Origin of the sequence: Pauljensenia sp. 20925_1_25 (assembly GCF_041433955.1) — a bacterium.
Lineage (GTDB): Bacteria > Actinomycetota > Actinomycetes > Actinomycetales > Actinomycetaceae > Pauljensenia.
In genome coordinates, this window is sequence record NZ_JAPWCL010000002.1 from 128,308 (window position 1) to 142,054 (window position 13,747).

General features: G+C 65.0%; 11 protein-coding genes. 4 read left to right on the forward strand and 7 right to left on the reverse strand.

Annotation, left to right across the window (positions count from 1 at the left end; genetic code table 11):
- Positions 1–142: 142 nt before the first annotated feature.
- The 3 genes from O3932_RS01880 to O3932_RS01890 form a co-directional block, all read right to left on the reverse strand.
- The gene (locus tag O3932_RS01880) at positions 143–1,594 is read right to left on the reverse strand and encodes an NCS2 family permease (RefSeq protein WP_371535804.1); all 1,452 of its coding nucleotides are present in this window, start codon (positions 1,592–1,594) and stop codon (positions 143–145) included.
- Positions 1,595–1,714: 120 nt separating this feature from the next.
- Positions 1,715–2,578 carry a DUF3027 domain-containing protein gene (locus O3932_RS01885; RefSeq protein ID WP_371535807.1) on the reverse strand — a complete coding sequence of 288 codons (864 nt, stop codon included), beginning with the start codon at positions 2,576–2,578 and terminating at the stop codon, positions 1,715–1,717.
- Complete coding sequence (locus tag O3932_RS01890; RefSeq protein WP_009648571.1) at positions 2,571–2,948, reverse strand: cold-shock protein; 378 nt, start codon at positions 2,946–2,948, stop codon at positions 2,571–2,573. Before O3932_RS01890 ends, O3932_RS01885 begins: the two co-directional genes overlap by 8 nt.
- 236 nt (positions 2,949–3,184) lie before the next feature.
- On the opposite strand from O3932_RS01890, the gene O3932_RS01895 reads away from it, so the two are divergent.
- Complete coding sequence (locus O3932_RS01895; protein WP_371535809.1) at positions 3,185–5,212, forward strand: TPM domain-containing protein; 2,028 nt, start codon at positions 3,185–3,187, stop codon at positions 5,210–5,212.
- Between the two features lie 225 nt (positions 5,213–5,437).
- Positions 5,438–6,154, forward strand: coding sequence for a PspA/IM30 family protein (locus O3932_RS01900; protein WP_291449393.1), 717 nt, complete (start codon positions 5,438–5,440; stop codon positions 6,152–6,154).
- 107 nt (positions 6,155–6,261) lie between these two features.
- Here O3932_RS01900 and O3932_RS01905 read toward each other — a convergent pair whose 3' ends face one another.
- Together O3932_RS01905 and O3932_RS01910 are read right to left on the reverse strand one after the other, a co-directional pair.
- Positions 6,262–6,834: an NYN domain-containing protein gene (locus O3932_RS01905; RefSeq protein WP_009648561.1), complete on the reverse strand. Its 573-nt coding sequence runs from the start codon at positions 6,832–6,834 to the stop codon at positions 6,262–6,264.
- Between the two features lie 48 nt (positions 6,835–6,882).
- Positions 6,883–7,506, reverse strand: a complete 624-nt coding sequence (locus O3932_RS01910) for a TetR/AcrR family transcriptional regulator (RefSeq protein WP_009648544.1) — start codon at positions 7,504–7,506, stop codon at positions 6,883–6,885.
- Between the two features lie 91 nt (positions 7,507–7,597).
- On the opposite strand from O3932_RS01910, the gene O3932_RS01915 reads away from it, so the two are divergent.
- Positions 7,598–9,886 (forward strand): FAD-dependent oxidoreductase, encoded by a 2,289-nt coding sequence (locus O3932_RS01915; protein ID WP_371535813.1) that lies wholly within the window; start codon positions 7,598–7,600, stop codon positions 9,884–9,886.
- 78 nt (positions 9,887–9,964) lie between these two features.
- Here the strand turns inward: O3932_RS01915 and glpK are convergent, their stop codons facing one another.
- Both glpK and O3932_RS01925 read right to left on the reverse strand, forming a co-directional pair.
- Positions 9,965–11,488, reverse strand: coding sequence for a glycerol kinase GlpK (gene glpK / locus O3932_RS01920; protein WP_009648566.1), 1,524 nt, complete (start codon positions 11,486–11,488; stop codon positions 9,965–9,967).
- Positions 11,489–11,643: 155 nt separating this feature from the next.
- Positions 11,644–12,429 carry an MIP/aquaporin family protein gene (locus O3932_RS01925; protein ID WP_314735919.1) on the reverse strand — a complete coding sequence of 262 codons (786 nt, stop codon included), beginning with the start codon at positions 12,427–12,429 and terminating at the stop codon, positions 11,644–11,646.
- A 310-nt stretch (positions 12,430–12,739) separates the two neighbouring features.
- Here O3932_RS01925 and O3932_RS01930 point away from each other — a divergent pair, with 310 nt between their 5' ends.
- Complete coding sequence (locus O3932_RS01930; RefSeq protein ID WP_034505223.1) at positions 12,740–13,681, forward strand: sugar-binding transcriptional regulator; 942 nt, start codon at positions 12,740–12,742, stop codon at positions 13,679–13,681.
- The last annotated feature ends 66 nt before the right edge of the window (positions 13,682–13,747 follow it).

The window sequence follows — 13,747 nt, forward strand, 5'->3', positions numbered from 1 at the left end:
TCTTTCCTCCTCATCCTGTGCCCCTCCACGAACGAGGCCTGGGCGAAGCGCGCGGTCCTCGTTCGTACGCGTTCTTTCAGAATACGACTGCCCCGCCGCAGCGACGCTGCGACGGGGCAACAAGTTCGCGATAGGTGAGCAATCAGGCGACGCCGAAGAGACGCTGGATCGGACCCATCAGGAAGTAGATGATGAACAGGACGGAGACCAGCCACATGAGCGGGTGAACCGTGCGAGCCTTGCCCTTGACGAGCTGGATGAGCGCGTAGGTCACGAAGCCCACGCCGATGCCGACGGACACTGAGTAGCCGAAAGGCATGAAGGCCATCGTCATGAAGGACGGGATGGCGACCTCGGCGGACTTCCAGTCGATGTCAGTCACCTGGGTCATCATGAGGAAGCCGACGAACACGAGGGCCGTGGAAGCGGCCTCGGTCGGGACCAGTTCGACGAGCGGAGCCAGGAAGGTCGAGAGCAGGAAGAGGACGCCGGTGACCACGGAGGCCAGGCCGGTGCGTGCGCCCTCGGCGACGCCCGAGGCGGACTCGACGTAGGAGGTGTTCGAGGAGACGCCGCCGATGCCGCCGGCCACGGCGGCCAGGGAGTCGATGATCAGGATCTGGCGCGTCTTGGGCGGGTTGCCATCCTCATCAAGCAGGTTGCCTTCGGCACCGACAGCCACCATGGTGCCCATCGTGTCGAAGAAATCGGCGAGCATGAGGGAGAAGACCAGGAGGATCACGGAGACAACGCCGAGCTTGCCGAAGCCGCCGAAAAGGTCCACCTTGCCAAGGGTGTCGAAGACGGGGACCGCAATCGGGGAACCCTTGAGCTCCGGAACGGTCTGCCCCCAACCGGTCGGGTTCGTGTCGGAGATCCGATCAATGTGCGCGAATGCCTGGACGATCACCGCGAGGACTGTGGCCGAGATGATCGAGATGAGGACAGCGCCCTGCACGCCCCGCACGTACAGGATGATCATGAGGAACAGGCCGAAGACGAAGACCAGGGCAGGCCAGCCATCGAGCGAACCCGAGATGCCGAACTGAACGGGTGTCGCACCCGTGCGCACAATACCGGCGTTGACCAGGCCGATGAGGGCCACAAAGAGGCCCAGGCCGAGCGTGATTGCGGTCTTGAGGGCGGCGGGGACGGCACGGAACACAGCCTCGCGGAAGCCCGTGAGGACCAGCAGGAAGATGAGGATACCTTCCCACGCGATAATGCCCATGGCCTCGCCGTAGCTCAGGCCCGCACCGAGGACCAGGGTGAAGGCAACCACCGCGTTCAGGCCGAGGCCGGCGGCGAGCGCCAGCGGGTAGTTCGCAACAACGCCCATGAGGATCGTCATGACGCCTGCGACCAGCGCGGTGCCTGCGGCGATACCCTGGGTGGTGATGGATCCGTCGTCGGGAATAGCGTTGCTCAGGATCGCCGGGTTAACGACCAGAATGTAAGCCATCGCGAAGAAGGTGACGATCCCGCCGCGGATTTCATGACCGATGGTCGAGCCGCGCTTGGAGATCTGGAAGAACGAATCAAGTGACTGTGCGAAGCCGCCGCGGGAAGGGGCGGTCTTTTCTTGGGTGTTCACTGGTTAATCGTGCCTGGTCACGCCCCCTGTACGCAAACATACCCGCTGTGTTCCCACTTGTTGAGAAAGCACCCGGGGACCTCCCCGAGTGCTTTCTCACCGCCTATGATCCACGAGGCCTCAGTCGGCTTCGCTCTGCGTCGCTTCCTCGCGCTCTCCCTCGGAGTGCGTCGTATCCTGCGCCTGCTTCGCCCCGGCCTCGTCGCTGTCCTTCTCGGCAGCGCGCGGCATCGGCTCGGCGTCGAGCGCCCCCTCATTCACGCGCGAAGGACGCACCGGCCACGCCGTACCGTTCTTCGGAACGTCGGTCTCCGAATGGGAACCGCACGTGTGATCCAGGGAAACCACGGCCCCGTCATCGGTCGCCCACTCATTGGCACACACGCCGAACATCGTGCGCATGCCGCCGCTCATCTTCATGAGAAAGCCGCAGGTTGAACAGGTGTTGCGCGGGCGACGACCCGGCTTCGGGCCGCGCTCCGACTCATACCAGCGCTTGGCCGCCTGGCTCCGCCCAGTCTTGGACAGGACTCGGGGACGCCCCAAGCCCAGCTCGCGCACGACCGGCAGATCCAGATCCTCACTGGTGTCCTCGAAGCCCTGCTCGAGGCGCTCATCATCCGCTTTGTACGGCAGGACATCGTCGCGAGAAATGTCCGAGGGACGCAGGCGTTCCTCCCACGGAACCCACTCGGGGGCGAGAAGTGCACCCTCACGAGGGGTCATGTCGACTTCACACACGGTGGCGACGCGCCCGCGCGGCACGCGGGCGACGGTGACGGCCCAGCACCAGCCCACGTACCCCGCGTCCGTGGACGCGAAAAAGTGGGTGGCCAAGCGCTCCGACACCATCTCGAAGCCCACATGCTCGCCGACCGGGCGCGGGTACGCCACGGCCTCGGCCCCGGCGCGTGCGACATCGACGGCTGCCTCCAGGACGGCGTCCTTCTTCACTGCCCGCGTACGGGCACCAGTCTTAGGCATCAAATTCCTCTGCGACGGCGCGCAGCACCTTCGCGATCTTGGTCGCGTTGTCCGGGTAGGAACCGCGGCGCAGCGAGGCACTCGAGGAGTCGAGGAGCTTAATGAGGTCCTCGACAACCGGCACCATCGCCTGCGGCTTGCGGCGCTTAGCGCGGGCAACGGAAGCTGTCTCCTTCAGGAACCGCACACTCAGCGCTTGCGGCCCCTTACGTCCGTCGGCCACCGAATACTCCACGCGAGCACCCACCTTGGGACTGCGAACATCGGACGGTAGCGCGGACGAGTGGAGGAAAACATCCGCCCCGTCGTCTCCTGTAATGAAGCCGAAACCGCGATCAGCGTCGAAGAACCTCACTTTACCGGTGGGCATGGTCTCCTCCTTCTCTCCATAGTCTGTAGGCCCAAAGGACTCCCCCTATATCATAAGGTGCACGCCCGCCCGGCGTCTGAGCGTGCTATTGCCTGTAGCGAACAGCACCGCTGCCCCCTCAATCACGTAGACTGACCTCACGGCAGCGATCACGTTTCGTACTCTGCGTCACATCGTCGACGAATACGCGCCGCGTGATGTATGTTTGCCTGTTCGCCACAACGCAGGAGGACCCCGTGTCACGCACCCGCCGCTTCAGCATCGTTGCTTTACTCTCCACGTTCCTGATCGCGCTCGGCGCTCCCGCGTTCGCCACCTCACCCGTCACGACCAGTGGCATCGTCACCGATCCGGGCGGCTGGCTGTCCGACTCGGATCGATCAGCCATCGAGACCGCTGCACGCACCGCCAGAACCAAGGGCATCACCATCGACGTCGTGGTCGTCCCCGATTTCTCCGGGCAAAAGCCCGACGCATGGTGCAAGGCCTCCGCAACAGCGTCCTCCTCCAAGGACAGCGACATCCTGTACGCCATCGCCTACAACGAGCGCTCCGACGTCTTTTGCTCGAAAAAGGCCCCCGTGTCACAGACCGTGCTGGACAACGCCCAACGACAGGCCGAGGCCACGTTGACCAGCAATCCTCTCACGGCTTCTGATACGGCCATCGGCGCACAAACATTCATCAACTCCGTCGTGTCGGGATACCAGTCGCCGTCAAGCACTGGAAGCTCGTCGTCGCGCTCATCCTCATCCAGGACCTCATCGCCGGGCAGCGGCAGCATGCTCGTCATACTCATCATCGTCGGCGGCGTCGTCATCGCGCTCCTCGTGCACAACAACTCGCGCCGATCTCGGGGCGCAGGTAGCGCGCAGACTCCCGCTCAGGCCGCGAACATGCCCGGCATGAGCGTGGCCGAGACGGTCACCCTGGCCAATCGTCAGCTCCTGTCAGCCGACGAACAGGTCCGCAGCGCCGCGGACGAACTCGACTTCGCGCGCGCCCAATTCGGAATCGCCGCGACCGACGAATTTGCCCGGACCCTCGAGGCCGCCAAAGCCGCCGTTGCGCGCGGTTTCGAACGCCAAAAGCAGATGGAAGACGCCACGAGCGACGCCGAGAAGAGAGCCATGGCCTCCACCATCATGCGCGACCTCGGCGAGAACATGAACCCCCTGAGCGCCGTCCAGGCTGCGTTTGAACAGCGACGCTCCGAGCAGGCAACACTGCCCAGCCGCATCACCGAGGCCAGCGAACGCCTCGTCGAACAGCGCGGCGATTTGGATCGGGCAACCGCCGAACTCGCCGCCATCGCGGGCATCTATCCCGCCCAGATGCTCACGTCCCTCCAAGACAATCCCGAGCAAGCTCACGCACTCCTGGAGACGGCAGCGTCAGCCATCGAAGCGGCGAAGCAGGCGGTCGACACTGATCGCGCCCTCGCGGAAAGCACGCTTGACACCGCCCACCGCGCGCTCATGATGGCCAAGCACCAAACCGATGCGATCTTCTCTGCCAAGTCCGACCTAGATGCGATCCGCGACCGCCTCGGCGCGGCAATCGGCTCTATTTCCGCCGACCTTGCCGACGTCACGACTCTGAAGGCAGAACCCACCGTCTTCGACCCACTCGTCGCGGACGCGCGCGCCGCCATTGCCGAGGGCCAGGCCGCCCTCATGGACAACGGCGACCCGCTGGCCGCCCTCGAGCACCTGCGTACCTCCGAAGCGAATATCGACGCGGCGCTTGCTCCCCTGCGCTCGCAGCGTGAAAACGCCGAGAAGGCGCGCGCGAACGCCCAGGCTCAGATCTCGCTGGCCGAAACCGCCTTCGAGCGAGCAGAACGCTACGTGCAGGGCCGACGCGGCGCAATAGATCTCAGCGTGCGCTCGACGCTTCACGACTCCGAGCAGTCCCTGAAGGCTGCGCGTGCAGCGATCAGCAGCGACCCCGCCAAGGCGTCCGCCCTGGCCTCGGATGCCCGCGCCAAGGCGGACCGCGTCCTTGCGACGCCTCTGCCCAACGCAGCCGACTCCTGGAACGCCGGTTATTCCGGCAGACCCACCTCGCCTGGATCCTCGATCGGCTCCTCGCTTGGCGAGGCCCTCCTGTGGTCGATCCTCTTCTCCAACACAGGGTCCTCCTCCCACCACCACAGGAGCAGGTGGGACGATAACGACTCGTGGAGTTCCGGCTCCAGCTGGGGTGGCTCGTCCGGCGGCTCATCCGATTCTGGGTGGACGACGGGGTCCGGACGCTTCTAAGATTCTGTTATGTGACGTACATTATATAGAATAATCAACGTCAGACGGCGGGAGAGTGTATTTTAATCTGTTCGCCATCAACACGGACAGGGCCATCCCCCTCCCAGCAGGGGCGGGGATAACGACGCCCCTGCTGCGGCAGACGGCACCTACCCACCGACCTGCGGGGCCATGGCCTCGCGCTCAACCCGCGCACGAGCGCACACCACATCAAAGGAGAACATCATGGCTGAGAAGCAGACGATCATGGGCCGCATCACCCAGCTCGCCAAGGCGAACATTAACGCGCTCCTCGACAAGGCTGAGGACCCGCAGAAGATGATCGACCAGCTGGTCCGCGACTACACCAACTCCATCGTCGAGGCTGAAAACGCGATCGCCCAGACCCTGGGCAACCTGCGCATGGCCGAGAAGGACTACGAGGAAGATGTCAAGGCCGCCGCAGACTGGGGTCAGAAGGCCGCTGCCGCCTCCGCGAAGGCCGATGCGATGCGCGCCACCGGTGACGAGGCCGGGGCAAACAAGTGGGATAACCTGGCCAAGGTGGCCATCGGCAAGCAGATCCAGTTCGAGAACGAGATCAAGGCCGAGGAACCCTCCCTGAAGGCGCAGCGCGAGGTAGCCGAGCGCCTCAAGCAGGGCCTGGCCCAGATGAAGGACAAGCTCGCCGAACTGAAGTCCCGCCGCGACCAGCTGATCGCCCGCGAGAAGACCGCCAAGGCCCAGGCTCAGGTCACCGAGGCTCTCGGTGCCATTAACATCCTGGATCCCACGAGCGAGCTCGGTCGCTTCGAGGACCGCGTGCGTCGCCAGGAGGCCCTGGCCCAGGGCAAGGCCGAGCTGGCTGCCTCCAGCCTGGACGCCCAGTTCGCGGAGCTCGAGACCGATTCTTCGCAGCTGGAGATCGAGGCTCGCCTCGCCGCTCTGAAGAACAAGCAGTGAGCGGCGCGGCCCTCGCCGCGTGACAGACGCACGGTCGGGCGGTCCCTCGTGGGGCCGCCCGACCGTGTTGCGTCGCGTGAGCGGGCGTGCCCGCTCCCCCGTAGTCCTTACAGGAAGGACATGGGGTCGAAGTCGTCGATGTCGATGATGTGGAGCCTGGGCAGGCGGACCTGGAAGGCGTGCACGTCGTATTCGAGGTCGATGATCTCCAGGCCTCGCTCCTCCAGATCGTGGAGCTGGGAGGAGAGGAACTCCTTGAAGCACATGACCGCGACGCGGCGGCCCTGGTCCAGGAGGGCTTCAATCTGGGGCAGGAAGTCAGCGTCGTGGCTGGCGAGGATAACGTCACCCGAGCCAAGCTGCGCAATCGCGTCCATCGTGCGCTGCAGGCCGACGTCGACGACCTTCATGTCGGCGGGACCCGACAGGGGAATCACCTGGTAGTCCATGGCGGTCAGGGCCTGGACGAAGCCCATCGGCAGGAAGCCTGAGGAGCCGTTGAGGAAGAACAGGCCCTTGGCGCGCTGATTCCAGCGGCCATGCGCGGACTCGAGGACGCGGTCCCAGCGGGGACGCTCCTCGGGGTTCGGACGTCGATCCAGGACCGACAGTCCCAGCGTCGCGTCAATATTTTCGCCGTCAACGACGAGATATGTCGTTTGATTATTAGAGCTTTCCATAGGGTCAATTGTAGACGACGCGGCTAAGGCCACTGTCGGCCTTGGGTCCTAGGAAAGCACCTCGGCGCGCCGAGGATCGTGACCCGTCGTGGTGCCCTGAGTGAAGTACGGGGCATCGATGGCGTCATGAGCGAAGCGCTGCACCTCATCGCCAGCCCCGAGGGCGGGCGGCCCGTCCAGGACGAGGGTCGCGAGGCCGTGGATGTACGCCCACAGGGTGACCTCCGCGTGGGGATCCTCCGTTCCATAGGCGAGGCGGGCCAGGGACCGCAGTTGCGCGCGGGCGGCCAGGCTGGCCTCGCGCAACTGCGGGTGAGCGTCGAAGTCGTACATATCAGATCGAAACATGACCCGAAAGACACCGGGGTTGGCCAGAGCCCACGTCAGGTAGGCGTGTCCCGCGGTGCGAGTCACCGCGTCCGGCGACGCACCCGTACTACGCCGCCGCGCCTCGCGCAGCGTCGTTTCCAGGGCGAGGTACCCCTCCTCGGCGAGGGCGGCGAGAATCCCTTCTCGTCCCTTGAAATAGTGATATGGAGCCTGGTGTGTGCAGCTCGCGCGGCGGGCAACCTCACGCATGGACAGGGAGGCCGGCCCGCCCTCGTTGAGCAGGTTGCGACTGATGGCGAGGATTGCTTCGCGCAGGCCTTCGGGATCGGTAGAGCGCGTCATGATGACAGTGTAACCGAGAGACAACCCCGACTTGACAGTGTCTAGATGGGCATGGTCCCATAATTAGACACTGTCTAGTTTTGGGGACCCCATGTACGACGCACTCATCATTGGCTCCGGAATCGGCTCACTCACGACGGCCGGCCTACTCGCACAAACCGCCGGATTGCGCGTTCTCATCCTTGAGAAACACTCCACCCCAGGCGGACTCACGCACTCCTTCCGCGCAATGGGAGCATCATGGAATGTGGGCCTGCACTACGTGGGAGACATGGAACCCGGTTCGCGCCCACGACAGCTGCTGGACTACCTCACCGGCGGAGCCTTGTCATGGACGCGCATGCCGACGGGCTACGACCGTTTCTACCTGCCCGGCCACGGCCTCGACGTGACGATCCCTTCCAGCCTCCAGGAGTACCGCCGCCTCCTCACCTCCCTGTTTCCGCGTGAGAAGAGAGCGATTCGACGCTACTGCGCGGACGTTCAACGCGCCTATTCCTGGATGTCCCTCGGGTATGTCCGGGAGATGGTTCCCCCGCGCGCAGCCCCCGCCGTGCGCCTCGCCCAGCGAGTGCTCGCAGGCTGCGCGCTCGAGCTGACGGAACACTACATGGAGCGCCGATTCCAAGACCCCGCCCTGCGTGCCCTCCTCACCACGCACTGGGGCGACTACGGTGTCGAGCCCGAGCGCAGTGCGTTTGTCGCCCACGCGATGATCGTCTGCCACTACATGAACGGCGCGTGGTTCCCCAGCGGCGGGAGCGGTCAGATTGCACGCATGATCGAGGAGGGGATCGTGGGGGCCGGCGGTCAGATCCGTCTCGCGCAGGACGTCGAGGAGATCCTCGTCGAGGACGGGACCGCCGTGGGCGTACGCGTCACCGACCGCTCGGGTCTTGCCCCCGTCTCCTACGAGGAGCGGGCCCCGATCATTATCTCCGGCATCGGCGCCCGAGAAACATACACCCGCCTACTGCCCACGACCGGTCCGACCGCCGCGATCACCGCGCGCGTACGCGAGAGGATCGCCCGCCTCGGGCACGGCGCTTCGGCTGTCACGCTCTACCTCACCCTCGACCGTTACCCCGATGGCGTGGACGGGTCGAACGTCTGGATCAACACGGCCACGGGGCGCGCCGACCCGGCCCGGATGAGCGCCGACCTCCTCGGCGGGCACCCCCACTCGGCGTTCATCTCCTTCCCGGGCATCAAGTCCGGAGATACGCACGCGACGGCCGAGATCGTATCGTTCGCACAGCCCGAGGCCTTCCAACGCTGGGCGGGGACAAGGCTGGGGCTGCGCGGGGAGGATTACGAGGCCCTCACGTCGGCCATGTCTCAAGGACTCATCGATCTCGCAGACACAGCCGTACCGGGCCTGAAAGACGCCGTCCGCTACGCCGAGGTGGGCACGCCGCTGACCATCGAGCACTTCACGTCCCACTCCCTCGGCTGTTTCTATGGCCTCCCCCTCACCCCCGAGAGATTCAGGGCCGACCTGGCCACCCCCTCGACCCCCATCACCGGACTTTTCCTCACCGGGCAGGATGCGGGAATGCCCGGAATTGTCGGGGCCGCTCTGGCGGGCATGTCCGCTGCCTGCAAGGTCCTGGGACCCTCGGGGTATCCGCGCATCAACCGAGCGCTGCGAGCGGAGCGTACCAAGCGAACCAGCCCCGAACACTCTCACGGATTCGAGGCTCAGCACAGCGCCGGAGCGAGGCGCTACCGAGCAACAGTGCAGCGTGCCAACTGGATCACCCCAACTATCCGCGACATCACGCTCCAGCTCCCACAGGATGGAACCTGGGATGCGGGTCAGTACGCGCTCGTGCGGGTCGCCCCTTTCGAATGGCGGCCCTATTCCATCGCCTGTGCACCCGGGAAAGCCGTGCGCCTGCTCGTGGACGTGCGCACCCAGGGGCATGGTGCGACGTGGGCACGCCGCGCGCAAAGCGGGGACGAGGTGGATCTTGAACTCCCGTACGGGCACTTCCTCCACGACACGGCGGCAGGAGGCACGCACGCGGACACTCCCTCGCCCTGCCGCCGCGTATTCGTCGCTACTGGAACAGGTATCGCACCGTTCCTCGCAGAATTCGAGCGTGGCATACGAGCAGACGACGTCCTCCTCCTCGGGTTGGCGACCACGAGCGACGACCTGACAACACACCTGGATGCTCCCCTCCCCCGCGTCATCCGCTGCGTGAGCCGCGAGAAAACACCCGAAACCTTCCACGGCCGCGTCACCGACTACCTGCGCACCACGGGCATCGACCCCCAGGCCGACTACTACGCCTGCGGCTCGCCCCTCATGGTCACCGACGTCGCCCACCTCATACGAGCCGCAGGCGGATACGTTCACACCGAATCCTTCTAGCTCCTCACCCCGCCCCACGCACGACGAGGCCGGGACCGCTCGCGCAGCCCCGGCCTCGTCCCTACATCAGGAACGTCATCACTTCACGTCGTCGTCCACCCAGTCCAGGGTGCGGGTGACAGCCTTCTTCCACAGGCGGTAGGTACGGTCACGCTCGGCCGGCTCCATGGACGGCGTCCAGCGCTTGCCCTCCTGCCAGTTGGCCACGACGTCGTCGGTTCCCGACCAGAAGCCCACCGCCATACCGGCCGCGTAGGCAGCACCCAGGGCGGTCGTCTCGATGACCTTCGGGCGAACGACATCCACGCCGCACAGGTCGGCCTGGAACTGCATAACCAGGTCGTCGTGCGTCATACCGCCGTCAACCTTGAGCTCCTTGAGCGGCACGCCGGCGTCGGCGTTCATCGCGTCGAGAACTTCGGCGCTCTGGAACGCGGTCGACTCCTCGACGGCGCGGGCGATGTGACCCTTGTTTACGTAGCGGGTCAGGCCCACGATCGCGCCGCGAGCATCCGAACGCCAGTAGGGAGCAAACAGGCCGGAGAACGCAGGCACGAAGTAGACGCCACCATTGTCCTCAACGGTGCTGGCCAGCTTGCCGATATCCGAGGACTTGACGATCATGCCCAGGTTGTCGCGCAGCCACTGCACGAGCGAGCCGGCCACGGCGATCGAGCCTTCGAGGGCGTAGACGGCCGGCTGGTCGCCGATCTTGTAGGCAACCGTGGTGAGCAGACCATTGTCAGAGAAGACGGGCTCGGTGCCAGTGTTCATGAGCATGAAGCAGCCGGTACCGTAGGTGTTCTTCGCCATGCCCTTCTCGAAGCAGGCCTGGCCGAAGGTGGCCGCCTGCTGGTCGCCGAGGATGCCTGCGATCGGGGTGTCGATGAGCAGGCCGTTCTTGCGGCCGTAGCCGTAGATCTCGGAGGAGGACTTGATCTCGGGGAGCATCGACATCGGGATGCCGAAGATCTCGCAGACATCCTCGCGCCAGGAGAGCGTGCGGATATCCATCAGCATGGTGCGCGAGGCGTTGGTGACGTCCGTGCAGTGCACGCCGCCGTTGACGCCGCCCGTCAGGTTCCACAGGACCCAGGAGTCGGTGTTGCCGAAGTACAGGTCGCCGGCCTCGGCGCGCTCACGAGCACCCTCGACGTTGTCCAGGATCCACTTGATCTTCGAGCCGGAGAAATAGGGGGACAGGCCCAGGCCACAGATCTGACGGAAGCGATCCGGCCCCTCGTCGCCCTCAAGCTCCTTAACGATGTCGGAGGTGCGCATATCCTGCCAGACGATCGCGTTGTACACGGGCTCGCCGGTGTTCTTGTCCCACACGACCGTGGTCTCACGCTGGTTGGTGATACCCACGGCAGCCAGCTGGTGACGGTTAATCTCCGCCGCCTGCAGAGCCTCGGCGACGACCAGACGCGTGGTCTCCCAGATCTCGAGGGGGTTGTGCTCGACCCAGCCCGGGTTCGGGAAGATCTGGGTGAATTCCTTCTGTCCAACGGAGATGATCTCGCCGGAGTGGTTGAAGATGATCGCACGGGTCGAGGTGGTGCCCTGATCGATGGCGAGAACGAACTTTTCGGTGGTGGTCATGAGTATCCTTTCGGAGGCGTTTTCACGTCGTTGTGTAGGCCGCGCCGGGCCACCTGCGCGGCTTGCGGGGCATCGGTGCCCCTATGAACTTGTTGGTCCCCAACGCTGGGGATCGTGCGGGCGAGGCCGTGGCGACCTCGCCCGCACACTCACCCTCAGGCGAGGGTGACGTAGTAGAGAACAGTACCGACGATGGCACCGACGATGGGGCCGACGACCGGAACCCAGGAGTAACCCCAGTCGGAGCCGCCCTTGCCCTTGATGGGCAGGATCGCGTGAGCAACACGGGGGCCGAGGTCACGGGCCGGGTTGATGGCGTAACCGGTGGGGCCACCGAGGGAGTTGCCGATGACGACGATGATGAGGGCGACGCCGAGCGGGCCGACGGCGGTCTCGGTGTAGCCGGAGACGAAGATCCACAGGATCAGGACGGCGGTGCCGATGGCCTCAGTGAGGCAGTTCCAACCGTAGGAGCGGATCTCGGGGCCGGTGGAGAAGACGCCCAGCTTGAGGGCGGGGTCGCAGTCCTCATCGAAGTGCTGCTTGAAGGTGAGCCAGCACAGGACGGCACCGACGAAGGCACCGAGGAACTGGGCAACGATGTAGACGGCAACGTTGACGCCGGTGACGGGGATGCTGCCCGCCAGGGTGACGCTGGGGTCGAACACGTGGGCGACGACCTTGGCAATCGTGACGGCGGGGTTGAGGTGGCCGCCGGTTCGGAACGCGACGTAGACGCCTGCGAAGACCGCGAGGCCCCATCCCCAGTTGATGAGCAGCCAGCCGCCGCCCTTGCCCTTGGACTTGGGCAGCAGGTTCGTGGCGACGACGCCGCCGCCGAGGAGCAGCAGCACGGCTGTGCCGAGGAACTCAGACATGAAAATCTGGCTCACGGTAGGGACAGCCGTTTCTGCGGCTGCCGGGAACAGTGTTGAGAGCATGTTTCCTATCTTTCTCCGACGCGCCTTCACGTCGGGTCACGGTGGTATTCCGCCGATAACTGTGTGCCATCGAACAGTATCCACGCAGATATTGTTGACGGGTCACACCAAGTATGGCACTCCATGCACGTTAGCCCAAACTGAGTGCACGTTCGTTCATTGCTTCGGGTGTGACCCTGACCATCTGTCGCAGACAAATGTAACCCGCCGACACAGGAATGGATACTCAAAATCACACATCTGCACGCTTGTGCATGGCACACTAGAAAACGTGACAATACGTGACGAACAGGCGCACGAGGCGGCCTCAATGTACTACCTGCAGGGGCAGACGATGGAGACAATCGCCCGCCACCTGCAGATATCGCGCTCTTCCGTGTCCCGACTGCTCGCCCACGCGCGAGAAGTCGGACTCGTCCGCATCTCCGTCTCTGCGTCCCCTGGGACCAAAGGCACGCTTGCCGGACAGATTGCGGACCTTTTCGGCGTGCAGGTCTCGGTCGTGCCCGTTCACGACGTCCACACCGAGGTCAACCGCCTCCACAACGTCGCCCTGGTCGCCGCCGAGCACCTCATCGACATGCTCTTCCCCGGCGTGACCCTCGGCATCGCGTGGGGCAACACGACCGCCGAAGTCACACGAGCCATGCCGCACGTGTCCTTCGCGGGTTCAACGGTCGTCCAGCTCAACGGTGCCTCAACAGCCACCGAATCCGGTATGCCCTACGCCGAAGCCATCATCTCGCGCGCCGCCAAGGCCATCGGGGGACGAATCGTCAACTTCCCGGTCCCCGCGTTCTTCGACTACGCGGACACCAAGAAAGCACTGTGGCGCGAACGCTCCGTCCAATCCGTCCTCGACACGATCGACAACACGGACGTCGCCCTCTTCGGCGTCGGATCCATGTCTGCGCGCCTGCCCTCCCACGTCTACTCGGGAGGCTTCCTCGAACCCATCGAGATCGCCTCGGCCCAAAACGACGGGGTCGTCGGCGACGTGTGCACGGTCCTCATCCGCGAGGACGGCTCCACCGACATGCACCTCAACGAGCGCGCTTCCGGCCCCACGCCCGACACCCTCAAAAAGATACCGAAGCGCCTGTGCGTCGTCTCCGGAGCCTCCAAGGCCCTCCCCCTCCTCGGGGCCCTGCGCGCCGGGGTCGCCACCGACCTCGTCCTGGACGACGGAGCCGCGCACGAACTCCTCGACCTCGTCCACACGCGCGCACTGCATCACCAGCCGCGCGGCTAGACTCTTCTCCCCCACGCACGCCACCCCCACGCCGCCCACCCAGGCGCACTCAACAACGCGAAGGGC